Genomic DNA, 24,997 nt, shown 5'->3' on the forward strand with positions numbered 1-24,997 from the left:
ATCATTCAATGGCCTGAAGCCGCCGCTCAATGTGCCTGCGCTCCGGCTCCTGCCGGGTCAGCGCCAGCGCCTGCCGCCAAGCCGCACGGGCCTCCTCGACCTGCCCCAGTTGATAGTGCAACTCCGCCCGGGCCACATGCGCCAGGTGATAGTCCAGCAGCTCCCCTCGCGCCATAATCCCCTCGACCACCTGCAAGCCAACCTCCGGTCCATCCCTCTTGGCCACTGCCACCGCCCGGTTCAGCTCCACCACGGCTGAAGGCCAATGCCGCTGCAACACGTCATAAAGCCCGACAATCTCCGCCCAGTCCGTCTCCGCTGCCGTCGATGCTTCGGCATGCACCGCGGCAATCGCGGCCTGCACCGTATAGGCGCCGAACGCCCGGCTTTGCAGCGCCTGGCGCACCAGCTCGCAGCCTTCCTCAATGCGTTGCCGGTCCCACAGGCTGCGGTCTTGCTGCTCCAACACCACCAGGTTGCCCTGGGCATCGGTTCGCGCCTGCTGCCGGGACGCCTGCAGCAGCATCAAGGCCAGCAGGCCAACCGCCTCCGGGTCGGGCAGTAACTGCACCAGCAACCGCGCCAGGCGGATCGCTTCATCGCTTAGGTCCTGCTGCAGCAGCGCCTCGCCCGATGACGCCGAATAGCCTTCGTTGAACACCAGGTAGATCACCCGCAAAACGCTCTCCAGCCGTTCGGGCAGTTCGTTCAATTCCGGTACCTGGTACGGGATGGCTGCATCGCGAATCTTGGCCTTGGCGCGGACAATGCGCTGGGCGATGGTGGCCGGGCTTTGCAGGAAGGCGCGGGCAATCTGTTCAGTGGTCAGGTCGCAGACTTCGCGCAGGGTCAGCGGTACCTGGGCATCGGCGGACAGTGCCGGGTGGCAGCAGGTGAAGATCAGCCGCAGGCGGTCATCGGCCAGCAACTCTTCTTCGCTGGGATCCTGTGCCTGGCCGTCGAGCAGCATGCTCAGGTCGGCCTGGGAGCGGTCGAAACGGGCGCGCCTGCGCAGCGCATCGATGGCCTTGAAGCGCCCGGTGGAAACCAGCCACGCCCTTGGGTTTTCGGGGATGCCGTCGCGCTGCCAACGCTCGACGGCGATGAAGAAGGCATCATGCATGGCCTCCTCGGCCAGGTCGAAATCACCCAGCAAGCGGATCAACGTTGCCAAAATGCGTCGCGACTCCCGCCGGTACACCGCCTCGACTTCGGTGCGCACTTGCGCCAGTGCCGCCATCAGTCGGGCATCCGCTGGGTCACCACCTCCACCAGGCGGTCCAGGCTTTCTCCCCAGCCCTGGTGAAAGCCCATTTCCTCATGGGCCCGGCAGTCGGCGGCATTCCAGTGCCAGGCGCGGGCGGTGTAGCGGGTTTTGCCTTGCTCCTCGTCAAAGCTGATCACGGCGGTCATGAAGGCCTTGTTCGAGGGCACCCAGCCGGGGCCGAAGGCATCGGTGAACACCAGCCGCCGTGGTGCGGCAATCTCCAGAAACACACCCTGGTTCGGGTACTCGCTGCCATCCGGCGCGCGCATCAGGGTGCGGAACAGGCCGCCGGCCCACAACTGCATCTCGCACTCCGGTGTGGTCATGCCGTGCGGCCCCCACCACTGCATCAGCCACTGGGGTTCGGTCCAGGCGCGGAACACCTTGGCCGGGGGGGCGTCGATCAAGCGGCTGATGGACAACTCGTGTTGGGCAGGTGCAGGTTGGGCAAGGCTCATTGTTGTTGTGCTCCTTGGCTGTCAGGGTTGCAGTTGGCGCACGGGCCTTACCTCGACGCTACCGACCCGTGCGGCAGGAATACCCTTGGCGATGTTCAGCGCCTCGTTCAAGTCGCGGGCCTCCACCAGGTAAAAACCCGCCAGTTGCTCTTTGGTTTCGGCGAACGGGCCGTCGGTCAGGCTCATGTGCCCGTTGCGCACCCGTACCGTGGTGGCGGTCTGCACAGGCTTCAGCGCCTCGGCCGCCAGCATTCGCCCGGAGCCCTGGATGGCTTCGGCATACGCCATGCATTCGGCGTCTTCCGGGCTGTCGGGCAGGCTGTGCAGCAGCCCCTCGTCACAATAGACCAGGCACAGGTATTTCATGGTCGCCTCCAGGGCTTTGGCAAAGTGCGTTTGGCGATAACGGCTCAGGGCTTGAGATCGAACAGGGCTTTCTGGGTTTCCATGTCGAACGGCGCCGACCAGTGCTCATGGATCACCTGCCACTGGCCATTCTGACGACGATAGCCCACGGTGGCACGCATAAAGCCGCACTGGCTTTCGTCATCGCCCGGGCCGCAGCGGTTCAGCCAGTGGGCCAGGGCCAGGTCGCCAGCGGCGTGTACGGTGAGTTCGGCCAGTTCGAAGACCATGGGGCCGGTGCACATGCCCATGCACATTTCCCAGTGCGCGGTGTAGGTAGCCTTGCCCTTGAATTGCAGCGCCTGGATGGCATCGAAGGCGACGATGTCATCGGCATAGGGGGCGGTGATGTTGGGGATGTCGCGATCGCGCACGGCCTGCATCCAGCGCTCGATCAGTTGGCGGATCTCGGTTTCGGCTGCGGTGCTCATCGGGGGTTCCTCCGACAGGTCATGGGGGCACGGTGGTGCCTTCACCTATGGTCGAATGGAGAACGGAGGAATCGACAGGCCTTGGAAATTATTCTCTCGAGCAGTGGCTTTATAGCCTGTAGGAGCGGGCTTCCCCGCGATCCATCTACCGATGGTGGATGGCACCGGCTGCGCCGGTGTTCGCGGCTAAAGCCGCTCCTAAAGGATCGCTTCAGCTTCAACCTTGCTGACAACCCTCACCCATGGCCCGGTACTGAATGGTATGCACCTGGCCTTGGTGGTCTTCATAGGTCATGGTGGCAGGTACCACTTCGCAGACATTGGGGATGGTCGACAAGTTGATCACCCGTTTGATGTCCAGGTTCATGGAATAGTCATACTGCTGGGCCACAGGCTGGCTGGAGACGGGGGTGGCCTCATCGGCGAGGGCGAACGAGGACATACCGACCAATGCAAGAATCAGTAATGGTTTCATGTGGGTTTGCCTTTTAAGCATTCAAGCTGATCGATTGACTTCTATTGCCGTGAACGGCACGGAGAAGTTGCCATCTACGGTGAAGATGGCACGAAGTACCGATCCCGCTTCGTACTGCCAGGGGGGATGTGTAAAAGTCTACTCCCGCATGGCAATAGTTGAACCCCGTAGTCGGATATTCACCCTTGCCGGATTTGCAACAATCTGCGTCAAATTAGCCGCAAAACATCCAGCCAGAGCCTCTGGCCAGCTTTCAGGGCAGGACTCGCCATTTCATTAACATATCTTCACTGCTCGACGCTTTCGGACACTAATCGCCGGCTACTGGACCATTTTTACCGTCAGCACGGCTCGCGCATGCGTGCTGCAAGCGATGCGCAACTGTGGGTGGCGAGGGCGCCGGGCATCATTGCAGGCTTGAGCCTGAGCCCCGTAGGCGATGGTTATTGGCTGACCGGGTTGTTCGTCGACCCGCAACAGCGCAACAAGGGGGTGGCCGGACGCTTGATCGATGCGGCGCTGGAGCAGGCCAATGGCCCAACCTGGCTGTTCTGCCACCCGGACCTGGCGCCCTTCTATCAGCGCCTGGGTTTCCACATGGCCGGGCAACTGCCCGAAAGCCTGGCAAGCCGCCTGCTGCGCTACCAGCGCAGCAAACGCCTGGTAGCGCTGGAGCGGGCTTAGTCGTCGCTGACGTCGAGCCCCGGGAACAGCACCTCGGTGTAACCGAACTTGGCGAAGTCCTGAATGCGCGATGGGTACAAACGGCCGATCAGGTGATCGCACTCGTGCTGCACCACCCGTGCATGGAAGCCGTCGGCAAAGCGGTTGATCGGGTTGCCCTGGGGGTCGACCCCTTCGTAGCAGATGTGCTTGAAGCGCGGCACCACGCCACGCAGGCCAGGCACCGACAGGCAGCCTTCCCAGCCGTCCTCGACCTCGGTGGAGGTCGGTGTGATGACCGGGTTGAGCAAAATGGTCTGCGGCACCGCTTCGGCATCGGGGTAACGTTCGCTGCGCTCGAAGCCGAAGATCACCAACTGCAGGTCGACGCCAATCTGCGGCGCGGCCAGGCCGACCCCGCCCACATGGCGCATGGTTTCGAACATGTCGTCGATCAGTTGCTGCAGTTCGGCCGTGCCGAACAGGTGCTCGGGCACAGGCGGGGCGATGCGTAGCAGGCGTTCATCACCCATTTTAAGAATGTCGCGGATCATCTGGTGTTCGGCTCGACAGTATTGGACGCGTTCGGGTTGGGGGGCTCGTGGCCCAGCACCGTCAAGGTTTCCTTGGGCTTTTCGCCGTTGAAATCTTTTTCGCCCGGGTTCTTGCCTTCGGCTGACATGTGCTCGATCACCGCATTCATTTCGGCGCCCAGCAGCAATACGGCAGCCGAGATATAGAAATACAGCAACAGCACGATGATTGCACCAATGCTGCCGTACATGGCGTTGTAGTCGGCAAAGGTTTTCACGTAGTAGGCGAAGCCCAGCGAGGCCACGATCCACACCACCACCGCCAGCACCGAGCCGGGTGTGATGAAGCGAAACTTCTGCTTCACGTCGGGCATCACGTAGTAGATCACCGCCACGGCCACCATCAGCAGGATAATGATCGCCGGCCAGCGCAGGATGGTCCACAGCGTTACGATGAACTCCTGCATGCCTATCTGTGAGGCAATCCATTCCATCACCTGCGGCCCCAGCACCATCAGCGCCGCCGCCACCAATAGCATGCCGGCCAAGCCTACGGTGTAGATGATGGAAAGGGGTATGCGCTTCCATACCGGTCGCCCTTCGGGCACGTCGTAGGCGGCGTTCATGGCGCTCATCATCAGTCGCACGCCCGCCGACGCGGTCCACAGGGCAATCACGATACCCACCGACAGCAGCCCGCCCTTGGACTGCTGGAGTTGGTCGATTACCGGGTTTACCTGCTCCAGTGCCTGGGGCGGCAGCACCAGCTCGGTTTGCAGGCGCAGCCAGGAGAAGAAGTCTGGCAGGTGCAGGAAACCAATCAGGGCAATCAGGAACAGCAAGAAGGGGAACAGCGAAAACAGCGCTTGATAAGCCAGCGCGGAGGCATAGGTGGACATCTCGTCGTCAAGGAATTCCTTGACGGTGCGTACCAGCACGCGGTGCAGGGGCAGACCGCGCAGGTCGGGGAAAATCATAGCGTCTCCTTTCGCCGCTTGATTCATCAATACAACGGGTAAGTCTAATAGACCCTGCGGTTGCTGTGCTGCTCCCCGCCATGCTTGAAGAATTTGCTTACACAGGTCCGGCCTCTTCGGGGGCTTGCCCGCGAAGAGGCCGGGTCAGACTGCCTCGAATCAAGGCTTCTTCACCGCATCCTTCACATTGCCCTTGACCTGCTGCGCCTCGCCCTTCAGTTCCTGCGCCTTGCCCTCGGCCCGCAGCTTGTCGTTGTCGGTCACCTTGCCGACGCCCTGTTTGATGTTGCCAACCGCTTCGTTGGCCAGGCCTTTCGCTTTGTCTTTAGTACCGCTCATGGCAAAACTCCTGCAATGGGAGACACGTAAACCGTGCCGACAGTTGGTGGACCCAGCGCCCTCGCCAGGAGTTTCAACGGATTTGTAACCCTTGGGCCGAGCGGTAAAACTGCGGGCGAATACCGCACCGAATCGCCCCTGCGCCCGCGCGATGCCATCAGCCCTGCCCTAAAATCCCCCGCAAACGTCCGCCCAAAGCAGGCTGGCACTTCATAAAAACAATGTTTTCCGGATACCCGCACCCATGCGTCTGATGCCTGCGCTGGTGGCCTTGCTGCCACTGCTCCCCTTGCCCGCCCTGGCCGCCGCACCGGCCCACCCTGAAACCCTGCGTGTCGAGCATTACGCCGACGATGGCCAACCCGGCTCGCTGCGCTGGGCCATCGAAACCAGCAACCAGAACCCTGGCCATTACCGCATCGACATTGCGGCAGTGGGCAAGCCGCCCTACGTCATCCGCCCCAATAGCCCACTGCCAGAAATCAAAGGCCCGGTGCGCATCACTGGCCTGCCCTGGGCACGCGATGGCCAATACATCGCCATCGACGGTTCGGCTTACATCAAGGACCAAGGCGTGCGCACCTGCCCCGGCGCCCTGCCCGGCCAGTTTGGCACCAACGTGCGCAGCACCACCCACCCCGGGCTGGTGCTGCGCGATACCCAAGGCGTGCATTTGAGCGGCCTGGAAGTGCGCAACTTCTGCATCGGCATCCTGGTCAACCGCGCCAGCGGCAACGTGATCGAAGACAACCGCATCGTCGCCAACAAGGGCGGCGCGGGCATCATGCTGACCGGTGATGACGGTGCCGGTAACCCCACCGCCACCACCACGAACAACAACAAGGTGCTGCGCAACCAGCTGATCGACAATGGCGACGGCCTGGAGCTGACCCGTGGCGCGGCGTTCAACCTGGTGGCCGACAACCTGTTCCGCTCCACCGCTGCCAACCCGGAGCCCTCGCAAGGCATCGAGATTCTGCTGGGCAACGACAACAGCGTGGTGCGCAACCGCTTCGAGAACTACTCCGACGGCCTGCAGATCAACTGGGGCAAGCGCAATTACCTGGCAGCCAATACCTTCAGCGGCAACTCGATCGGGGTCAGCGTGACCGGCGAGGGCAACGTCCTCGACGGCAACCTGATCCACGGTAACCGCATCGGCGTGGCCCTGCGCCCGGAGCCGGACACGACCGCCACGCGCCTGAGCGCCAACCGCATCTGGGGTAACACCCAGGATATCCGCCGCTGCGAGGCGGGCGGCTCCTGCGTGCCTGACCAACGCACGGGCGCCATCGTGTTTGGCGTCCCGGCGCAGGCGCATGCGCTGTATGTAGGTTCGCGCGGGGTGGGGGCCGATTTGCCCAAGCAGGACCAGGCGATCATCTGTGATGCCAAGGGCGAGCCCAAGCCTTGCCAGCCGCTGCCTAACCACAACCAACAGGCGCCACGGCTGATGGCGCTGGAAGGCAATGTATTGCGCGGCGAGGTGCAGGGACCGGTGTCGAGCCTGTTGCGCGTGGAGTTCTTTGGTAATGCCCAAGCCGATGGCACCGAGGCGGAGCAGTACCTTGGGGACGTGCTGGTGAACAGTGACGAGCAGGGGCAGGCGCGGTTTGCCCAGGTGCTGGAGAACATCGGCGGGTTGCGCAGCTTTACTGCAACCGTGACCACTGCCGATGGGGCAACCTCCGAGTTGAGCCTGCCGGTTCGGCGGTAAGGCTACTGGCCTCTTCGCGGGTAAACCCGCGAAGAGGCCGGCACAGGCACCGCAAATCACAAACCTTGCCCCGCCCCGTGCCACCCCTCACAATGCAGGCCTTCATAGCGTCAACCCGCAGGAACCTGCATGAAACTCGACAAACCCGCCGCCATCGCCCGGCGCAACGAAGCATTGGCCCGGCCGGTGCTGACCAGCAGCAACACCCTGTTCGCCATCCTGGACAACAAACGCAACCTGTGGTGGTTCGAAGTGCCCGTGGCGCTGTTGGGCAAGGGCCAGGCCGACTGGGTCAACCTGCTGTTGCACACGCCAGAAAGCGATGAGCTGCAGCACCTGAAGGTGCCCACCAACTTCCTCAAGGCTCACCTGGAGCAGATGGAAGTGCGCAAGCCCGGCAAGCGCCGCTCGACCATCAGCCTGGCCCTCAGCGCTGACCGCGACTCGCTGCTGCGCGACACCCGTCCGGGTGGCGAGCAACTGGACTTCCGCAACTTCGTACAGGCGTAAGGGCAGTCAGACCTTTTCGATACGGTCGTCATGGATGACGATCAGGCCCTGCTTGAACAACCCGCCAATGGCCTTCTTGAAGTTGCCTTTGCTGACGTTGAACAGCTTGCTGATCAGCGCCGGGTCGCTCTTGTCGCACACGCCCAACACCCCACCTTCAGCCTCCAGGCGTGCCATGATCTGTTCTTGCAGGCTGTCGGACAGGGCCGCGCCCACTGGCTGCAGGCTGAGGGCGATCTTGCCGTCGTGGCGCACTTCCTTGATGAAGCCCTTCTCGTGCATGCCCGAACGCAGGAACTTGAACACCTCGTTCTTGTGAATCAGGCCCCAGTGACGGTTGTTGATGATGGCCTTGAAGCCCATCGGTGTTTCACCGGCGACCAGCAGCTCGACCGGTTGCCCGACCTTGTAGTCAGCCGGGGTGACGTCGAGGTAGCGGTCCAGGCGTGAAGTAGCGGTGATGCGGCGGGTGCGCTTGTCGAGGTAGACGTGCACCACGCAGTAGTCGCCGATCTTCAGCGGCCGTGCCTCTTCCGAATACGGCATCAGCAGGTCCTTGGACAGGCCCCAATCCAGGAAGATGCCGGCACCGTTGATATCCTTGACCTTGAGGCTGGCGAATTCGCCGACCTGCACCTTGGGCTTTTCGGTGGTGGCGATCAGCTGGTCTTCGCTGTCCAGGTAGATGAACACGTTCAGCCAGTCATCCACCTCGGTTTCGGCGTTTTTCGGGATGTAGCGCCCGGGCAGCAGGATCTCGCCGTCGGCACCGCCGTCCAGGTACAGGCCGAAGTCCACGTGCTTCACGATTTGCAAACTGTTGTAACGCCCAAGCAGAGCCATTTCTGATGATCCTCAAGACAAGGGGGCTATTCTACACCTGAAGCCATCACACCGTCCGACCGCTGATGCAGTGGAACCGTCCGTGCTCCTTGGCGTCTACGGTCTGGCCCGATTCGGGAAGGAACAGTACATGCCTGCACGCCTGTCCAAAGCCCTGCTTGTCGCTATCGGCTTCGCCCTGGCCTTGGCCGCCTGCAGCCGTATCGACCTGGCTTACCGCAACCTTGATCGCCTGGTGCCGTGGTCGCTGGGCGATTACCTGGACATGAACCGCGAGCAGAAGGCCATGCTCGACGACCGCTTGCGCGAGCACCTGGCCTGGCATTGCAAGACCCAACTGCCCGGTTACCTCGACTGGCTGGACCGGGTACGCGGCATGGTCGCTGACGACCAGGTGACCGACCAGGCCCTGCAGCAACGTACCCATGAGGCCCGCGAGGCGATTGGCCGGGTGGCAGAGGAAATCACCCCGTCGGCCACTGAACTGTTGCGTGGCATGAGCGACACCCAAGTGGCGGAAATGCGTGATGCCTTTCGCGACGACATCAGCGAACGGCAGAAGCAGTATGTGGATACACCGCTGGCCAAACAGATCGCCCGCCGTACCGAGCGCATGGAAAAACGCCTGACGCCATGGCTGGGGGAACTGACACCAGTGCAGAAACAGCGGGTGCAAGCCTGGTCGCAGGCGCTGGGTGACCAGAACCGCGAATGGATCGCCAACCGCGCCCACTGGCAGCAGCAATTGCTGCTGGCGATGAACCAGCGCAATGACGCGAGTTTCGAGCCGCGGCTGGCGACGTTGCTGCAGCGCAAGGAGAGTTTGTGGACGCCGGCGTATCGTGCGGCGTTTCAGAATACCGAACGACAGGCCCGGAGTTTACTGGTGGACCTGGTGCAGCAAAGCACGCCGCAACAGCGGCGGTTTTTGCAGGATAGGTTGGCCAAGGTGCGAACGGATTTCAGTGAGTTGAAGTGTTTGAGGGGATAATTGTGCTCAACAGGCCTGGCCTCTTCGCGGGCCTGCAAAAACAGGTTTACCGAGCCTTGCGCCGATAAGGAAACACATCAATCACCTTCCCTTCCCTGATCGCCGCCTGCAACCCCTTCCAGTAATCCGCGTCATACAACTCCCCATGCAACCGGCTGAACAACCGCCGCTGGCCGATATCGGCAAACAGAAACGGCGGAAACTCTTCGGGAAACACATCATGCGGGCCGATCGAGTACCACGGTTCGCCCGACATTTCGTCTTCCGGGTAACGCGGCGGCGGGATATGGCGGAAATTCACTTCGGTCAAAAAGCTGATTTCGTCATAGTCGTAGAACACCACCCGGCCATGACGCGTCACCCCAAAGTTCTTCAGCAACATGTCACCCGGGAAGATGTTCGCCGCCGCCAACTGCTTGATGGCCAAACCATAGTCTTCCAGCGCCTCATGCACCTGGCCTTCGCTGGCATGCTCCAGGTACAGGTTCAGCGGCGTCATGCGCCGCTCGGTCCAGCAGTGGCGGATCAGCACCGTGTCACCCTCCAGCGCCACGGTCGATGGCGCCACCTCCAGCAGCTCGGCCAGGCACTCTGGCTCGAACTTGTCACGCGGGAAGCGAAAGTCTGCAAATTCCTGGGTATCGGCCAAACGCCCGACACGGTCGACACTTTTCACCAGCCGGTACTTGTCGATCACCGTGGCGCGGTCAACGGTTTTCGAGGGCGAAAAACGGTCCTTGATGATCTTGAACACCGTATTGAAGCCCGGCAGGGTAAACACGCTCATGACCATGCCACGCACACCGGGTGCCATGACGAAGCGGTCGTCGCTGCTGGCCAGGTGGTTGATCAGCGCCCGGTAGAACTCCGACTTGCCGTGTTTGTAGAAACCGATTGAAGTGTACAGCTCGGCAATGTGCTTGCCGGGCAAGATGCGCTTGAGGAAGTTGACGAACTCGGCCGGCACCGGCACATCGACCATGAAGTACGAGCGGGTGAAGGAAAAGATGATCGACACCTCGGCCTCGTCGGTAATCAGCGCATCGGCCTCTACACCATGCCCTTCGCGGTGCAACAGCGGGATCACCAGTGGCCACTGCTCGTCGCTGTTGTAAAGCCGACCGACCAGGTAGGCCCCCTTGTTGCGGTACAACACCGGTGAAAACAGCTCCACCGCGAGCGTCGGGTCCTTGCAGACCCAGTCCGGCAGGCATTCGCGCAGTTGCTCCTCAAGGCGTGACAGGTCGCTTTCAAGGTCGCCATAGACGAATGCGTAGTCGGCGAAGATCGCGCGCAACAGGCCCTTGAGGCTGCCATCGGGGCAATAGGTACGGGTTTGCGCAGCGCGCTGATGGCTGCGGATCGACGGCCGGGTGGTGTGGATGAACATGCAGCCGTCGCTGATCTGGTCATGGCTGAACAGGCTGCAGAACAGCGAGTTGTACCAGGTCTCCGACAGTTCATCGTCCAGGCGCGGGTCGATCAGGCCTATGTAGGCACTTTTCACCAAGGGCCACTGGCCGACCTCCAGCAGCACCTCGTCATCGAACGCATCCCGCAACCAGCCGTTGACCTCGCCGACCTTCTGCTCATACAGGTTGATCCGTGCGGCAGCGGCGCGCTGGCACGCTTGCCAGCGCGCCTGTTCGAAACGCTCACGGGCACCGAGGGTGATGCGGCGAAAATGCTCGCGATAGTCGTCAAAGCCATCGAGGATCATCCGGGCGATCTCGCCGGCAGGCCAGTGCTGGGTCATGCGGGACACCTCGGTGCGGGGTGAGATAGACAGCTTAGCCGCACAGGATTACACCGCAAGAAAGCACAAGAATCTCCCCGCCCCCTCGCGTAAACTCGCGCCCCTGCCCTGCCTCCGGAGACCGTTGTGAGCCCCATCGCCCTAGCCCGCCTGCTAACCCTTGCCGCCGTCTGGGGAGCGAGTTTCCTGTTCATGCGCATCATCGCCCCCGAGTTGGGCACGGTGCCGACCGCGTTCTTCCGTGTGTCCATCGCTTGCCTGGGCCTGGTCGCCATCGTCGCCGCCGCCCGCGTACGCTGGGATTTCCAGGGCAAGCTCGGCGCCTGCCTGGTGCTGGGCATGATCAACTCCGGCATCCCCGCCACCTTCTATTCCGTAGCGGCCCAGGTATTGCCGGCTGGCTATTCGGCCATTTTCAACGCTACCACGCCGCTGATGGGCGTACTGATCGGCGTGCTGTTCTTCCGCGAACCCATGACCCTGCCCAAGCTCTGCGGCATTTTCCTGGGCCTGTTCGGGGTCGGCATCCTCAGCGGCGCTGGCCCGGTGGCACTGGACATGGCCTTGGTGCAAGGCGCCCTCGCCTGCCTGGCGGCCACCACCTGCTACGGCTTTGCCGGGTTCCTCGCCCGCCGCTGGGTCAGTGGTCTGGACAGCCGCCTGTCAGCACTGGGCAGCATGCTCGGCGCCACCCTCATGTTGAGCCCGCTGTTCGGCTGGAGCGCACTCACCCAACCGCCCGCCAGCTGGGGGGGCTGGCAGGTATGGCTGTCGCTGCTGGGCCTGGGCCTGCTGTGCACTGCATTCGCCTACATCCTGTACTTCCGCCTGCTGGAAGAAATCGGCCCGGTAAAAGCCAGCACCGTAACCTTCCTGATCCCGGCATTCGGCGTATTGTGGGGGGCGTGGTTGCTGGACGAGCCGCTGTCGATGGCACACCTGTACGGCGGCTTGCTGATTGGCGTGGCACTGTGGCTGGTGCTGCGCCCGGCGCGCAGTTGAAGCGGGGTACACGATGAACAGCGCGTACAAGAAAGTCCTGTTCCGCCTGGAACAGGACGAGACCGGCTACCCACCGGCCTCGGTCGAGGGCCTGTGGGCAAAAGCCGTGGAAGGTGGCTATGCCGTCGACAATATTCCCTTCCACGTTTACGGCATCGCCCCGGGCGACGTGATCGGCACCCGTGAAGACGCCGGCGAGACCTGGTTCGCCGAACTGCGCCAGCGCAGCGGCAGCTCGGTGTTTCGGGTGGTGGTCAAACCGCCGGAAACCCTGGACCAGGTACGCGCAGCGTTGCAGGACTTCGGCTGCAACTGCGAAACCGAGCAGGCCGTGAAGATGCTGGCTGTCGAGGTGCCATCGCAGCGGTCGCTCGATACCCTGCTCTACTACCTGCTCACCCAGCGCGAAGCCGGCCTGCTGGACTTCGAGGAAGGCGTGCTGCGCCACACCATCCCCGAAGAGTTCCGCTAAGGCTTACGCCTCGGCCAACCGGGCAGCGGGTTTGCGAAACACGAACAGCAGGCCCACCACGATCAGCCCCATGCCCAGCAGGCTGAGCGGTGCCAGGCGGTTACCGAAGATCAGGAAGTCCATCACTGCGGTCACTGCCGGCACCAGGTAGAACAGGCTGGTGACATTGACCAGGTTACCCTTGGCGATCAGCCGGTACAGCAGCAGGGTCGCCAGCAACGAGACCACCAGGCCCATCCACAGCAGCGCGCCGATGAAGCCGCCGGTCCACTCGACCTGCAGCGGTTGCAAAGGCGCGAACAGCGCACACATGGCAAAACCGGCCAGGTACTGCAGCGGCAGCGTGCCCATGGGGTTGTCGGTGATGCGCTTCTGCAGGATCGAACCCAAGGTCATGCTGGCCAGCGCCAGCAGGGCGAACAGCATCCCCGCCAGCGACACGCCGCCCAGGTTGATGCCCTGGTAGACCACCATGATCAAGCCAGCCAAGCCCAGCCCCAGTCCGAACAGACGGCTCCAGGAACGTTGCCGCTCCATCAGCACCACGGTCAGGATGGGTTGAACCCCCATCACCGTGGCCATGACGCCCGGGGTGACATGGGTATTGAGCGCCAGCAAATAGAAGATCTGGTAGGCGCCGAGCAGCACACACCCGGTGCCCAGGGCACGCAGAATGGCCCCACGGCTACGCGGCCAGCGCAGCCCCAGCAACGGGCCGATCAACAGCAGGCCCGTCAGCGCCAGCGCCGAGCGCAACAGCAGGAAGGCAAACGGGCTGGCATGCGCCAGGCCCAGCTTGGAGACGATCGCCCCGCTGCTCCACAGCAGGACGAACAGGCTGGTAGTGGCCGCCGAGGCCACGGATGTTTTGGAAAAGACAGACATGTATGCACCTGTATTCGGGCAAATAAGCCGAACGGTGGGCGTAGACTTCAGCAGGGGAAGTAGCCGACCGTGTTCAGTAGGTTGCGTGTGCGAAAGGGTTCGGCCAGAAGCCGATCAGCCCAGCACGACCACGCAAGGAGGCGGTGCTACGCCGCCTACAACGCCACTGACAGGTGGTGGGTAGTGACTGATCATGGCCGGCTGCTGGCTGCCACGCACGACCATGCCCGCGACTGGCGCGATGGCAAAGTTTGCGGTGGAAGGGGTGGCTGGCATGTTCAGGTCTTCAGGGAAGATATGTGTTTCGGAATATAACGGTGAATGCTGGATTGGGCAACAACCTGAGCCGGCCAGTTCGCGGCTAAACCCGCAAAGAGGCCGGCCCTGCCGGTCAGAACAACCAACGATAAAGCAAATAGGCCACCAACACCGCCAGCACCGGCCGCAGCACGCGGTAGGCCTTGGGGTTGGCGCGCTTGAACTGCTTCACATGGCCGCTGATCCTGTTGCTGAAGCGCTTGCTCCAGGCATACGCCTGGTTGATCCCGCCCACGCGCTCGTCATCGGTATTCTGCGGCGCGGTGGCGCGACCGAGGAAGGCACTGACCTGGCGGTTGATGCGGGTCATCAGCGGGCTGCTCAGCGGGCGTTCGATGTCGCAGAACAGAATGACGCGGGTAACGTCGGTCTCGTTCTTGACCCAGTGCACATAGGTTTCGTCGAACATCACGTCTTCGCCATCACGCCAGGCATATTCCTCGCCATCGACGTAGATGCGGCAAGCATCGGAGTTGGGGGTGGACAGGCCCAGGTGGTAGCGCAGGGACCCTGCGAACGGGTCACGGTGCGGGTTCAGGTGGCTGCCGCCAGGCAGCAGGGCAAACATCGCACCCTTGACGTTGGGGATACTGCTGACCAGCTCGACGGTGCGTGGGCACAGCGTTTCGGCCGAAGGCAGAGGTTTGTCGTACCACTTCAGGTAAAAACGCTTCCAGCCTTTCTTGAAGAACGAGCCGAAACCGGCGTCGTTGTCCTTCTCGGCGGCGCGGATGTAGCCCTCGTCGAACAGGCGCATGGCCTCTTCGCGGATTTCCTGCCAGTTGTCTTTCAACACGTCCAGTTCAGGGAAGCGCTGACGGTCCAGGTAGGGCTTGGACGGCACGCCGGAGAACAGGTACATCAAAGCGTTGTACGGGGCGAACAGCGCCGAATGGTTGACGAACTGGCGCAACACTGGCAGGCGGGCCTTGCCGCGCAAGTGCACGAACAGCACGCTGCCGAAAAACACCAGCAAGACACCCGCCTTGGCTGCAAAGGAAAAGGTCATGCTTTCACTCCTTGGGGAAGAGCCAGGGCTGCGCGTCCTGCTCTCCTGAAAATCATCCTGCCATCATAAACCGATCCCGCCGAGGTAAAAACAACCCGGGCGGGATCGCATTCATGAAGATTTTGCAATAAACCAGGCCGCCGATTGTTGCGCCGGGTCAGCGGCGAGGCCGATTACTGCTGGTTTTCCTGCTCGCTGAACATGTCGCTGAACAACATGCTCGACAGGTAACGCTCGCCCGAATCCGGCAGTATTACGACGATGGTCTTACCTTGCATTTCCGGCTTTTCGGCCAGGCGCACGGCGGCAGCCATGGCTGCGCCACAGGAAATACCGCAGAGGATGCCCTCTTCCTGCATCAGGCGGATGGCCATGGCCTTGGACTCTTCATCGGTTACCGTTTCCACCTGGTCGACGATGGACAGGTCGAGGTTTTTTGGCACGAAACCGGCGCCGATGCCCTGGATCTTGTGCGGGCTGGGCTTGAGTTCTTCGCCGGCCAGGGTCTGGGTAATCAGCGGCGACGACGCCGGCTCAACGGCCACCGACAGAATGGCTTTGCCCTGAGTGTGCTTGATGTAGCGCGATACACCGGTGATGGTGCCGCCGGTGCCCACACCCGCCACCAGCACGTCGACTGCGCCGTCGGTGTCGTTCCAGATTTCCGGGCCGGTGGTTTTTTCATGGATGGCCGGGTTGGCCGGGTTTTCGAACTGGCCCGGCAGGAAGTACTGGGCCGGGTCGGACGCGACGATTTCGTTGGCCTTCTCGATGGCGCCTTTCATGCCCTTGGCCGGGTCGGTCAGTACCAGTTCGGCGCCCAGTGCCTTCAGTACCTTGCGACGCTCCAGGCTCATGGAAGCGGGCATGGTCAGCATCAGTTTGTAACCACGGGCAGCGGCGACGAAGGCCAGGCCGATACCGGTGTTGCCCGAGGTGGGTTCGACGATGGTCATGCCCGGTTTGAGCTTGCCGCTGCTCTCGGCGTCCCAGACCATGTTCGCACCGATGCGGCACTTGACCGAGTAGCCTGGGTTGCGCCCTTCGATCTTGGCCAGGATGGTCACACCACGTGGGGCGATGCGGTTGATCTGCACCAGCGGCGTGTTACCGATGGAGTGGGCATTGTCTGCAAAGATACGGCTCATGGCAGGGGTCCTTGGCATGAAAAAGAGCAGGGAAAGACCTCAAGGGTAAGCCCCGGCCAGTGGCCCGTAAAGCCTGTTCGAACTCAACCGGGGGCATTGCGGTCAACCGCACATCCCGCCTTGGAGACGCCCCGATGAGAGCCCGTTATCGCTGGCCGCTGATCGGCATATGCAGCCTGGTCGTGCTGTTGGTAACGCTGCACCTGGCCCTGCCCTACCTGGTGCGCGACTACCTGAACGACAAACTGGCCAACATGGGCGACTATCGGGGCCAGGTGGCCGACGTGGACCTGGCCTGGTGGCGCGGCGCTTACCAGATCAACGGGCTGAAAATCGTCAAGACGAGCGGCAGGGTTCCGGTGCCCTTCCTTGATGCACCGCTGATCGACCTGTCGGTGAGTTGGGCCTCGCTCTGGTACGACAAGGCCGTGGTGGCCACAGTGACCTTCGCCCGTCCTGTGCTGAATTTCGTCGACGGCGGCAGCAAACAGGCATCGCAGACCGGCCGGGGAACCGACTGGCGGCAACAACTGGAAAAACTGCTGCCCATTACGCTCAACGAGGTGCGTATCGACAACGGCGTGCTGACCTTCCGCAACTTCAACTCCAAACCACCGGTCGACCTCAAGGCCACCCAGCTCAATGCCAACATTCGCAACCTGACCAACGTGCGCAACAAGCAGGGCCGGCGCGACGCCAGTCTGGAGGCCAGTGCCCTGCTGCTGGGCGATGCCAGGGTCGAAAGCCGTGCCACATTCGACCCGTTCAGCGATTTCGACGACTTCCAGTTCCGCTTGCGCGCCACGGGCATTGAGCTGCGCAGGCTCAATGACTTTTCCAGCGCCTACGGTAAGTTCGATTTCAATGCAGGCCATGGTGACCTGGTGATCGAGGCGCAGGCCGAGAATGGCCGGCTTACGGGGTATATCAAACCGTTATTGCGTGATGTGGACGTGTTCAACTGGCAACAGGACGTGCAGGAAAAGGACAAAGGCTTTTTCCGCTCGGTGTGGGAGGCGCTGATTGGGGCGACCGAAACTGTACTGAAGAACCAGCGCAAGAACCAGTTCGCCACCCGTGTGGAGCTCAGTGGCAGTGTGCGTAAACAGGATGTCAGCGCATTCGAGGCGTTCTTGCAGATACTGCGTAATGGCTTCATCCAGGCGTTCAATGCGCGGTATGAGCAGCCCAGGCCGGATTCCGACTGAGTGAGCGTGACGGGGCATTCAGGGACTGAATACCCGGTCTGCGTTTTCAGCCAGCCAACCCCGCGTTATAGTCGGTAACACATCAAAAACTGGTGTGTGTGTACTGGCCCTATCGTCGACAAGCCAGCTCCCACAGGGACCCCACGGTTTTCAAGACTTGTGCAGTACCTGTGGGAGCTGGCTTGCCGACGATAGGGCCAGAACAGCACACCCGCAGAGGACACACCCATGAAGTTCGAAGGCACCCGCGACTACGTCGCCACAGACGACCTGAAACTGGCGGTAAACGCGGCCATCACCCTCGAACGCCCGCTGCTGGTCAAGGGCGAGCCCGGCACCGGCAAGACCATGCTTGCCGAGCAACTGGCTGCCTCGTTCGGCGCGCGCCTGATCACCTGGCACATCAAGTCCACCACCAAGGCCCACCAGGGGTTGTACGAGTACGACGCAGTGAGCCGCCTGCGTGACTCGCAACTGGGCGTGGACAAGGTGCACGATGTGCGCAACTACCTGAAAAAGGGCAAGCTGTGGGAGGCCTTCGAGGCCGAAGAACGGGTCATCCTGCTGATCGACGAAATCGACAAGGCCGACATCGAGTTCCCCAACGACCTGCTGCAAGAGCTGGACAAGATGGAGTTCTACGTCTACGAAATCGACGAGACCATCAAGGCCAAGCAGCGCCCGATCATCATCATCACCTCCAACAACGAAAAGGAGCTGCCGGACGCCTTCCTGCGCCGCTGCTTCTTCCACTACATCGCCTTCCCTGACCGCACTACCCTGCAGCAGATCGTCGACGTGCACTATCCGAACATCAGCCAGTCGCTGGTCAGCGAGGCGCTGGATGTGTTCTTCGATGTGCGCAAGGTACCTGGCCTGAAGAAAAAGCCGTCCACCTCCGAGCTGGTCGACTGGCTGAAGCTGCTGATGGCCGACAACATCGGTGAAGCGGTGCTGCGCGAGCGCGACCCGACCAAGGCCATCCCACCCTTGGCCGGTGCGCTGGTAAAGAACGAGCAGGACGTGCAACTGCTGGAGCGCCTGGCCTTCATGAGCCGGCGCGGCAACCGCTGACAGGAGCCGGGCCATGCTGCTCAACCTGTTCAATGAAATGCGCGCGGCCAAGGTGCCGGTGTCGGTACGCGAGTTGCTGGACCTGCACCAGGCCCTGCAAAAGCGCGTGGTATTCGCCGACATGGACGAATTCTACTACCTCGCCCGCGCCATTCTGGTGAAAGACGAACGCCATTTCGACAAGTTCGACCGGGCGTTTGCCGCCTATTTCAAGGGCCTTGAAAACCTCGACCGGCACATCGAGGCACTGATCCCCGAAGACTGGCTGCGCAAGGAATTCGAGCGCTCGCTCACTGACGAAGAGCGTGCACAGATCCAGTCCCTTGGCGGCCTGGACAAGCTGATCGAAGAATTCAAGAAGCGCCTTGAGGAGCAGAAGGAGCGTCACGCCGGTGGCAACAAGTGGATCGGCACTGGCGGTACCAGCCCGTTCGGCTCAGGCGGCTTCAACCCCGAGGGTATCCGCGTGGGCGAAGCCGGCAAGCGCCAGGGCAAGGCAGTGAAAGTGTGGGACCAGCGCGAGTACAAGAACCTGGACGACCAGGTGGAACTGGGCACGCGCAACATCAAGCTGGCCCTGCGCCGGCTGCGCAAGTTCGCCCGTGAGGGGGCTGCCGAAGAGCTGGACATCGACGGCACCATCGACCACACCGCGCGTGATGCCGGGTTGCTGAACATCCAGATGCGCCCTGAGCGGCGCAACACGGTTAAGCTGCTGTTGCTGTTCGACATCGGCGGCTCGATGGACGCGCACATCAAGGTGTGCGAAGAGCTGTTTTCGGCGTGCAAGACCGAGTTCAAGCACCTGGAGTACTACTACTTCCACAATTTCGTGTACGAGTCGGTATGGAAGAACAACCTGCGCCGCACCTCGGAGCGGTATTCCACCTTCGACCTGCTGCACAAGTATGGCGACGACTACAAGGTGGTGTTCGTGGGTGACGCGGCCATGGCGCCCTACGAAATCACCCAGCCGGGGGGTAGCGTGGAGCACTGGAACGAAGAGGCCGGGTATGTGTGGATGCTGCGCTTCATGGAGAAGTTCAGGAAGATCATCTGGATCAACCCGTATCCGAAGCAGGCCTGGGACTACACCGCTTCGACCCATCTGGTGCGGGATTTGATCGAAGACAAGATGTATCCGCTGACCTTGCAGGGGTTGGAGGAAGGGATGCGGTACCTGTCCAAGTGAGTATGGGGCCGCTTTGCGGCCCCATAGATCTCAAAGCCAACGCACTCCAAAAGCCTGCTGCTCTCGCCACGCCTCATCCTGCACCACCGCCCTGAACCGCACCACTGCCCCCGGCATGCACTGCGCCAGTTGCGCCAACGCCAGCGGCGTCAACGCCCCCAGCCTCGGATAACCACCAATGGTCTGCCGGTCATTGAGCAGCACGATCGGCTGCCCATCTGGCGGCACCTGCACGGCCCCCAGCGGTATGCCTTCGGAAATCATCGGCGCGCCCTGATAGACCAGCTGCGGCCCCAGCAGGCGGATGCCCATGCGGTCGGCCCGGCTGTCCAGCGCCCAGTCACTGTTGAACGCCTCGAACAGGCTGATACCACTGAAGTCGCCGATCTGCGCGCCCATGACCAAATCGAGCACAGGCTTTTGTGCGTACTGCGGCCGCAACGCATGCGGCACCTCGCGCAGGGTTGCATCGCTACCGGTGAACGCTAATGCCTGGCCTTTAACCAGCGCAGCCCCTTGGCCATCAATGCCACCCAGCTCTTCACGTACCACCGTGGCACAACTGCCCAGCACATCTTCGCCCAGGAACCCGCCCGGTGCCGCCAGATAAGCCCGAACGCCCTGCTTAGGCTGCTTCAGGGTCAAGCGCTGCCCCTTGGCCAGGGCAAAGCTGCGCCAGGGGGCCAAAGGCTGATCATCAACCCGCGCATCCAGATCGGCACCGGCCAAGGCCAGCACACACGCCTGTTCGGCCACCACGCAGAACCCACCCAGCGCTACCTCGACCACCGGCGCCCCCAACGGGTTGCCGAGCAGCCAGTTGGCCCAGTGCATCGCCACCCAGTCCAGCGCACCGCCTTGGGTTACGCCCAAGTGGCGCACGCCAAAGCGCCCGGCGTCCTGCAACTGGCACAACGGCGTACTGGCCTCGATCTTCAACTGCTTCATCCCTGCGCCTCCACATCACCACCCAAGGCCAGGAATTCGCTGCGCGAAACCGGCACGAAGCGCACCCGGTCACCGGGTTGCAACAGGCTGTAGCCCTCGCGATCCCGGTCGAACAGGCGCACCGGGGTACGGCCAATCAGGTTCCAGCCGCCCGGCGATACCGCCGGATACGCTGCCGTCTGCCGCTCGGCAATGCCCACGCTACCCGCCGCCACGCGCTTGCGCGGGGTGCTCAGGCGCGGGCTGGCCAGGCGCTCGTCCACCAGGCCCATAAAGCCAAAACCTGGGGCGAAGCCCAAAGCGAATACCGGATAGTCGCGCTCGCTGTGCAAGCGGATGACATCGGCTTCATTCAAGCCGCTGCGGGCCGCCAGAACGGGCAGCTCCGGGCCGACGCTGGCGTCATACCAGACTGGAATCTCATGACGCCGACCGCCGCTGCCGGTGTCTGGCTGCAAACCGTCCAGGGCCTGGAAGATCAGCGCCCTCGCCTCACCCGGCGGCAAGTCGAACTGCACCATCAGGGTTGTATAGGACGGCACCAGGTCCAGCAAGTGCTTACCGAACGCGGCGCTCAGGCGCTGACTGGCGGCGAGCATCCAGGGCATGTTCGCCTCGTCGATACGATCGAACAGGCGCACCATCAGGCTGTCGATGGCCACCGTTTCGATGCGCGGCTTCATCGTGCCTCCATGGCATCAAGGGCCTGGCGTATCTGCCGCACCGCTGCCACCGAACTGTCGTTGTCGCCATGCACGCAGAGGGTGCTGGCGTGCAGGCGCAGGGCACTGCCATCGTCCGCCACCAGAGTGTCGCCCCGAGCCAGACGCACGGCCTGCTCAACGACCAGTGCCGGGTCGTGATGCACCGCCCCAGGCAGGCGTCGCGACACCAGGTGGCCGCTGGCGGTGTAGGCGCGGTCGGCGAACGCTTCGAACCACAGCGGCACGCCGACTTCATCGCCCAGAGCCTGGGCAGCACGGTTGTCGGCAGTGGCCATGAGCATCAGCGGCAGGTTGCTGTCGTAGGCTGCCACGGCCTCCAGCACGGTGCGCAGCTTGAGCGGGTCGGCCATCATGTCGTTGTACAGCGCGCCATGAGGTTTCACATAGGCCACGCGGCCCCCCAGCACTTTGCAGATACCCGCCAACGCACCGACCTGGTAGTGCAGCAGGTCGCGGATTTCTTCCGGGCTGCAAGCCATGGAGCGGCGGCCAAAGCCGACCAGGTCCGGGTAAGCGGGGTGCGCGCCGATGGTCACCCCATGCTCCAGCGCCAGGGCCACGGTTCGGCGCATGATGCCGGGGTCACCTGCGTGGTAGCCACAGGCGATGTTGGCGCAATCGATGTAGGGCATCACCTCGGCGTCCAGGCCCATGCGCCAGCTGCCGAAGCTCTCGCCCATGTCGCAATTGAGTAGCAGGCGTTCCACCACGCGGTCTCCCTTGTTGTTGTCCATAGCCCTACCTTACCGCGCCTTGAGCTGTTTGCCGCAGGTTTCCGGCAGGCTCAAGGCGGCCACGATGACAATCCCGTAGGACACAGCAGAGAACACACCGATACCCAAGCCCAGCGGCACATTTTGGCCAAGCATGCCGATCAGCAACGGGAACAGTGCCGCAACGACCTTGCCGATGTTGTAGCAAAAGCCCTGCCCCGAACCGCGAATGCGCGTAGGGAACAGTTCGGTGAGGAACGCCCCCATGCCGCTGAAGATGCCCGAAGCGAAGAAGCCCAGCGGGAAGCCCAGCCACAGCATCACGCCATCGCTGACCGGCATTTGCGTGTACAGCAGCACGATGACGAACGAGCCCACGGCGAACAGGATGAAGTTCTTCTTGCGCCCCAGCAGGTCGGACAGGTAAGCGCTGACCACATAGCCCACGTAGGAGCCGACGATCACCATGGCCAGGTAGCCACCTGTGCCCAGCACGCTCAGGCCGCGCTCGTTCTTGAGGAAGGTCGGCAGCCACGAAGTGATGGCGTAGTAGCCGCCCAGTGCGCCGGTGGTCAGCAAGGACGCACGTACAGTGGTCCAGAGCATGCCCGGGGCGAAGATTTCGTAGAAGTGCGAAGGTGCCTCGGCGTTTTCCACCGCCTTGGCCTCGCGGTACACCTCAGGGTCCTTGACCAGGCGACGGACGAAGATCACGAAGACAGCGGGTACCAGCCCCAGCAGGAACAGCGCACGCCAGGCCTGCTCTGGCGGCAGCCAGGAGAACAGCAGCGCGTAGAGAATCGCCGTAAGGCCCCAACCGATGGCCCAGCCGGATTGCACCATGCCCACCGCCTTGCCACGGTCCTGGGCGCGGATGACCTCGCCGATCAATACCGCGCCAGCAGTCCATTCACCGCCGAAGCCAAAGCCCATCAGCGTCCGGGCGATCAGCAACTGTTCGTAGTTCTGGGCAAAACCGCACAGGAAGGTGAAAAAGGCGAACCACAGCACCGTCAGTTGCAGGGTACGCACCCGGCCGATGCGGTCGGAGAGGATGCCGGCGACCCAGCCGCCTACGGCCGAGGCGATCAACGTGCTGGTGTGGATCAACCCGGCTTCGGTGGTGGTGATGCCCCACAGCATGATCAGCGTAGGGATGACGAAGCTGAGCATCTGCGTGTCCATGCCGTCCAGGCCGTAGCCGATCTTGCAGCTCCAGAACGTGCGCCGTTGCTGTTTGTCGATATCGCGGTACCAGGCGAAAGGCCCGGACGAAGGTGGGGAACTGACCTGCTGCTGCACGCCGGTGGGGTTCATGGATGCCTCGGCTTGTTGGTATTGTTTTATGGGCGACATAAAGCGTCGCGGCCTGGGCACCATTGTTCAGAGGCCACGCCGCCTGCGTCCAACGAGAAAAACCGCCGGTCTGGAACAAGAAAAACTGATCATGAACCTTCGCTTCCTCGAAACCTTCGTCTGGGTCGCCCGGCTCAAGAGCTTCCGCCTGACCGCAGAAAAGCTGTTCACCACTCAAGCCTCGGTGTCCAGCCGCATTGCCGCGCTGGAGGCAGACCTTGGCGTGAAGCTGTTGCTGCGCGACTCACGCGGGGTCAGCCTGACGCCGGAAGGCGGCAAGGTGCTGGAATATGCCGAACGCATGCTGGAAACCGCCAAGGCCATGAAACAGTCGCTGGACAGCGACCGGGCCAAGGTTGGGCGCATTCGTATCGGGGTGATGGACACCGTGATCCACACCTGGATGAGCGCACTGGTGGCGGAGCTGACCGAGCGCTACCCACAGGTGGAAATCGAACTGGTGGCCGACACTGCGCTGAACCTGCGCGAGCAGCTGCAGAAGGGTTTTCTGGACGTGATCCTGCAGACCGACCTCCTGCGCGAGCAGTCGATCCGCAGCCTGGACCTGGCGCGTTACCCGATGGGCTGGGTAGTGGCCGCAGGCTCGCACCAGCACCGGGACTATGCGTCGCTGGCCGAGCTTGGGCGCGAGCGCATCATCACCTTTTCGAAAAATTCGCGGCCACACCAGGAGGTGCTGAGCTTGCTGCAAGCTGCGGGGGCTGAGGCACCGCGGCTGAACTGCGTGAACTCGGTGGCGGCGATTACCCGGCTGTTACGCGATGGGTTTGGTATTGGCGCGTTGCCGCCAGCGTTGGTGGATGCCGAGTTGGGCCGGGGTGAGTTGGTGTTGCTGGAAGGGCTACAACCCCCGCCCAGCCTGGAGCTGGTGGTGGCCTGGCAGACCGGGGTGGCGCTGGTGGATGAAGTGGTCGGGGTTTGCCGGCAGGTACTGGAGCTGTATGCCCGAGATGTGGGTGGGCAGCGGATTGTGCTAGCTTCGTAGCTGTTCGCCGTTAGGTTTTCCGCGCCTGTGAGATCGAGGCGAACGTCAGCGCCAGCTCTCTTTCACCGCGCCACGCCGCCCGCCCAGGATCACCCAGCCAATCCCCAGCAACAGGCTCTCAACCACAAAGGCCAGCACAAACCCGGCCCCTACACCCCAGCCGACCGCCTCGGGGACCAACAGAATCTGGTAGCTGTAGCCATTCAGCGTTTCTTCCCGCAACTGCGGATCAGCCTGCACCAGCACATGCCAGGTACGCTGCGCCCACGGCCCTTGCAACGCTTGCCATTCGTTTTCCAGCAGTTCGTTGCGGATCATCAGGCTTTCGATGCTGTTGGCATCACTGTTGAACACCGGGTCGTCACTGCTGCGGTAATGCTGCAGCAGCGCCTGCAAGTCGCCCTTGAAAAAACGCTCGGCCGTTTGCCGAAAGCCATCCAGCGCCTCGCGCGATTCGAACAGGTGCGCCTCGACCCGCTGGCTGTAGTCCTTGACCAGCCCCGGGACCTGAATACCGGCCAGCAGGCCGAAGGTGAACAGCAGCAACCGCAGGTAACTTCTGAACATGCAGCGTCC

Annotated in this window: 29 protein-coding genes; 10 read left to right on the forward strand and 19 right to left on the reverse strand. The window is 62.4% G+C overall.

What is annotated here, in order from left to right; all coding sequences use genetic code 11:
- Position 1: 1 nt before the first annotated feature.
- The 5 genes from D906_RS04140 to D906_RS04160 all read right to left on the reverse strand — a co-directional run bounded on the left by D906_RS04140 (position 2) and on the right by D906_RS04160 (position 3,036).
- Entirely contained in the window at positions 2 to 1,240 is a 1,239-nt protein-coding gene (locus D906_RS04140; RefSeq protein ID WP_025753889.1) for an RNA polymerase sigma factor, read from the reverse strand.
- Complete coding sequence (locus tag D906_RS04145; protein WP_016711911.1) at positions 1,240 to 1,725, reverse strand: SRPBCC family protein; 486 nt, start codon at positions 1,723 to 1,725, stop codon at positions 1,240 to 1,242. The genes D906_RS04140 and D906_RS04145 overlap by 1 nt, the downstream gene beginning before the upstream one ends.
- A gap of 21 nt (positions 1,726 to 1,746) precedes the next feature.
- Complete coding sequence (locus D906_RS04150; RefSeq protein WP_016711912.1) at positions 1,747 to 2,091, reverse strand: YciI family protein; 345 nt, start codon at positions 2,089 to 2,091, stop codon at positions 1,747 to 1,749.
- Positions 2,092 to 2,135: 44 nt separating this feature from the next.
- Positions 2,136 to 2,561 (reverse strand): nuclear transport factor 2 family protein, encoded by a 426-nt coding sequence (locus tag D906_RS04155; RefSeq protein WP_027615331.1) that lies wholly within the window; start codon positions 2,559 to 2,561, stop codon positions 2,136 to 2,138.
- A gap of 217 nt (positions 2,562 to 2,778) precedes the next feature.
- Positions 2,779 to 3,036, reverse strand: a complete 258-nt coding sequence (locus D906_RS04160) for a DUF2790 domain-containing protein (protein ID WP_016711914.1) — start codon at positions 3,034 to 3,036, stop codon at positions 2,779 to 2,781.
- Between the two features lie 357 nt (positions 3,037 to 3,393).
- Between D906_RS04160 and D906_RS04165 the strand changes: the two genes are divergently transcribed.
- The gene (locus tag D906_RS04165; RefSeq protein WP_016711915.1) at positions 3,394 to 3,720 is read left to right on the forward strand and encodes a GNAT family N-acetyltransferase; all 327 of its coding nucleotides are present in this window, start codon (positions 3,394 to 3,396) and stop codon (positions 3,718 to 3,720) included.
- Here the strand turns inward: D906_RS04165 and def are convergent.
- The 3 genes from def to D906_RS04180 form a co-directional block, all read right to left on the reverse strand.
- Complete coding sequence (gene def, locus D906_RS04170; protein ID WP_016711916.1) at positions 3,717 to 4,253, reverse strand: peptide deformylase; 537 nt, start codon at positions 4,251 to 4,253, stop codon at positions 3,717 to 3,719. The genes D906_RS04165 and def overlap by 4 nt on opposite strands.
- Positions 4,250 to 5,209: a YihY/virulence factor BrkB family protein gene (locus D906_RS04175; RefSeq protein WP_027615332.1), complete on the reverse strand. Its 960-nt coding sequence runs from the start codon at positions 5,207 to 5,209 to the stop codon at positions 4,250 to 4,252. Before D906_RS04175 ends, def begins: the two co-directional genes overlap by 4 nt.
- Before the next feature lie 159 nt (positions 5,210 to 5,368).
- Complete coding sequence (locus tag D906_RS04180; protein WP_019099157.1) at positions 5,369 to 5,548, reverse strand: CsbD family protein; 180 nt, start codon at positions 5,546 to 5,548, stop codon at positions 5,369 to 5,371.
- Between the two features lie 244 nt (positions 5,549 to 5,792).
- Here D906_RS04180 and D906_RS04185 point away from each other — a divergent pair, with 244 nt between their 5' ends.
- Positions 5,793 to 7,265 carry a nitrous oxide reductase family maturation protein NosD gene (locus D906_RS04185; RefSeq protein ID WP_027615333.1) on the forward strand — a complete coding sequence of 491 codons (1,473 nt, stop codon included), beginning with the start codon at positions 5,793 to 5,795 and terminating at the stop codon, positions 7,263 to 7,265.
- A 129-nt stretch (positions 7,266 to 7,394) separates the two neighbouring features.
- Complete coding sequence (locus tag D906_RS04190; protein WP_003254641.1) at positions 7,395 to 7,775, forward strand: hypothetical protein; 381 nt, start codon at positions 7,395 to 7,397, stop codon at positions 7,773 to 7,775.
- 6 nt (positions 7,776 to 7,781) lie between these two features.
- Here D906_RS04190 and D906_RS04195 read toward each other — a convergent pair whose 3' ends face one another.
- Entirely contained in the window at positions 7,782 to 8,618 is an 837-nt protein-coding gene (locus D906_RS04195) for a S1 RNA-binding domain-containing protein (protein WP_016711920.1), read from the reverse strand.
- Positions 8,619 to 8,748: 130 nt separating this feature from the next.
- On the opposite strand from D906_RS04195, the gene D906_RS04200 reads away from it, so the two are divergent.
- On the forward strand, positions 8,749 to 9,609 hold the full coding sequence (locus tag D906_RS04200) for a DUF6279 family lipoprotein (RefSeq protein ID WP_019098515.1): 861 nt from the start codon (positions 8,749 to 8,751) through the stop codon (positions 9,607 to 9,609).
- Between the two features lie 46 nt (positions 9,610 to 9,655).
- Here the strand turns inward: D906_RS04200 and aceK are convergent, their stop codons facing one another.
- Positions 9,656 to 11,365, reverse strand: coding sequence for a bifunctional isocitrate dehydrogenase kinase/phosphatase (gene aceK, locus D906_RS04205; RefSeq protein ID WP_027609394.1), 1,710 nt, complete (start codon positions 11,363 to 11,365; stop codon positions 9,656 to 9,658).
- 126 nt (positions 11,366 to 11,491) lie between these two features.
- Here aceK and D906_RS04210 point away from each other — a divergent pair, with 126 nt between their 5' ends.
- Together D906_RS04210 and D906_RS04215 are read left to right on the forward strand one after the other, a co-directional pair.
- On the forward strand, positions 11,492 to 12,367 hold the full coding sequence (locus tag D906_RS04210; RefSeq protein WP_019098513.1) for a DMT family transporter: 876 nt from the start codon (positions 11,492 to 11,494) through the stop codon (positions 12,365 to 12,367).
- Positions 12,368 to 12,380: 13 nt separating this feature from the next.
- Positions 12,381 to 12,839 carry a DUF4265 domain-containing protein gene (locus D906_RS04215; protein WP_016711924.1) on the forward strand — a complete coding sequence of 153 codons (459 nt, stop codon included), beginning with the start codon at positions 12,381 to 12,383 and terminating at the stop codon, positions 12,837 to 12,839.
- 3 nt (positions 12,840 to 12,842) lie between these two features.
- On the opposite strand, the gene D906_RS04220 is transcribed toward D906_RS04215, so the two are convergent.
- The 4 genes from D906_RS04220 to cysK all read right to left on the reverse strand — a co-directional run bounded on the left by D906_RS04220 (position 12,843) and on the right by cysK (position 16,199).
- A complete protein-coding gene (locus D906_RS04220) occupies positions 12,843 to 13,724 on the reverse strand; it encodes a DMT family transporter (protein WP_016711925.1) in 882 nt (293 codons plus the stop codon).
- Positions 13,725 to 13,838: 114 nt separating this feature from the next.
- Entirely contained in the window at positions 13,839 to 14,000 is a 162-nt protein-coding gene (locus D906_RS26580; RefSeq protein ID WP_174244679.1) for a hypothetical protein, read from the reverse strand.
- 115 nt (positions 14,001 to 14,115) lie between these two features.
- Positions 14,116 to 15,051: an aspartyl/asparaginyl beta-hydroxylase domain-containing protein gene (locus D906_RS04225; protein WP_025753893.1), complete on the reverse strand. Its 936-nt coding sequence runs from the start codon at positions 15,049 to 15,051 to the stop codon at positions 14,116 to 14,118.
- Positions 15,052 to 15,224: 173 nt separating this feature from the next.
- Complete coding sequence (cysK, locus tag D906_RS04230; protein WP_019098511.1) at positions 15,225 to 16,199, reverse strand: cysteine synthase A; 975 nt, start codon at positions 16,197 to 16,199, stop codon at positions 15,225 to 15,227.
- 134 nt (positions 16,200 to 16,333) lie between these two features.
- On the opposite strand from cysK, the gene D906_RS04235 reads away from it, so the two are divergent.
- From D906_RS04235 to D906_RS04245, 3 genes are all read left to right on the forward strand, one after another.
- Positions 16,334 to 17,407 carry a DUF748 domain-containing protein gene (locus D906_RS04235; RefSeq protein WP_019098510.1) on the forward strand — a complete coding sequence of 358 codons (1,074 nt, stop codon included), beginning with the start codon at positions 16,334 to 16,336 and terminating at the stop codon, positions 17,405 to 17,407.
- Positions 17,408 to 17,635: 228 nt separating this feature from the next.
- On the forward strand, positions 17,636 to 18,481 hold the full coding sequence (locus D906_RS04240) for a MoxR family ATPase (RefSeq protein WP_012273667.1): 846 nt from the start codon (positions 17,636 to 17,638) through the stop codon (positions 18,479 to 18,481).
- A 13-nt stretch (positions 18,482 to 18,494) separates the two neighbouring features.
- Positions 18,495 to 19,673: a VWA domain-containing protein gene (locus D906_RS04245; RefSeq protein WP_019098509.1), complete on the forward strand. Its 1,179-nt coding sequence runs from the start codon at positions 18,495 to 18,497 to the stop codon at positions 19,671 to 19,673.
- Positions 19,674 to 19,703: 30 nt separating this feature from the next.
- On the opposite strand, the gene D906_RS04250 is transcribed toward D906_RS04245, so the two are convergent.
- The 4 genes from D906_RS04250 to D906_RS04265 are packed head-to-tail and all read right to left on the reverse strand — an operon-like array spanning position 19,704 to position 23,376.
- Positions 19,704 to 20,621: a biotin-dependent carboxyltransferase family protein gene (locus D906_RS04250; protein WP_019098508.1), complete on the reverse strand. Its 918-nt coding sequence runs from the start codon at positions 20,619 to 20,621 to the stop codon at positions 19,704 to 19,706.
- Positions 20,618 to 21,304, reverse strand: coding sequence for a 5-oxoprolinase subunit PxpB (gene pxpB, locus D906_RS04255; protein ID WP_019098507.1), 687 nt, complete (start codon positions 21,302 to 21,304; stop codon positions 20,618 to 20,620). Before pxpB ends, D906_RS04250 begins: the two co-directional genes overlap by 4 nt.
- A complete protein-coding gene (locus D906_RS04260; protein ID WP_027615334.1) occupies positions 21,301 to 22,080 on the reverse strand; it encodes a 5-oxoprolinase subunit PxpA in 780 nt (259 codons plus the stop codon). The genes pxpB and D906_RS04260 overlap by 4 nt, the downstream gene beginning before the upstream one ends.
- A 9-nt stretch (positions 22,081 to 22,089) precedes the next feature.
- Positions 22,090 to 23,376 (reverse strand): MFS transporter, encoded by a 1,287-nt coding sequence (locus tag D906_RS04265; protein WP_019098505.1) that lies wholly within the window; start codon positions 23,374 to 23,376, stop codon positions 22,090 to 22,092.
- Between the two features lie 130 nt (positions 23,377 to 23,506).
- Between D906_RS04265 and D906_RS04270 the strand changes: the two genes are divergently transcribed.
- Positions 23,507 to 24,421 (forward strand): LysR family transcriptional regulator, encoded by a 915-nt coding sequence (locus tag D906_RS04270; RefSeq protein ID WP_016711934.1) that lies wholly within the window; start codon positions 23,507 to 23,509, stop codon positions 24,419 to 24,421.
- Between the two features lie 45 nt (positions 24,422 to 24,466).
- On the opposite strand, the gene D906_RS04275 is transcribed toward D906_RS04270, so the two are convergent.
- Positions 24,467 to 24,988: a DUF2937 family protein gene (locus D906_RS04275; RefSeq protein WP_025753894.1), complete on the reverse strand. Its 522-nt coding sequence runs from the start codon at positions 24,986 to 24,988 to the stop codon at positions 24,467 to 24,469.
- Positions 24,989 to 24,997 lie beyond the last annotated feature (9 nt).

Source organism: Pseudomonas sp. LAIL14HWK12:I1, assembly GCF_003202095.1.
Lineage (GTDB): Bacteria > Pseudomonadota > Gammaproteobacteria > Pseudomonadales > Pseudomonadaceae > Aquipseudomonas > Aquipseudomonas monteilii.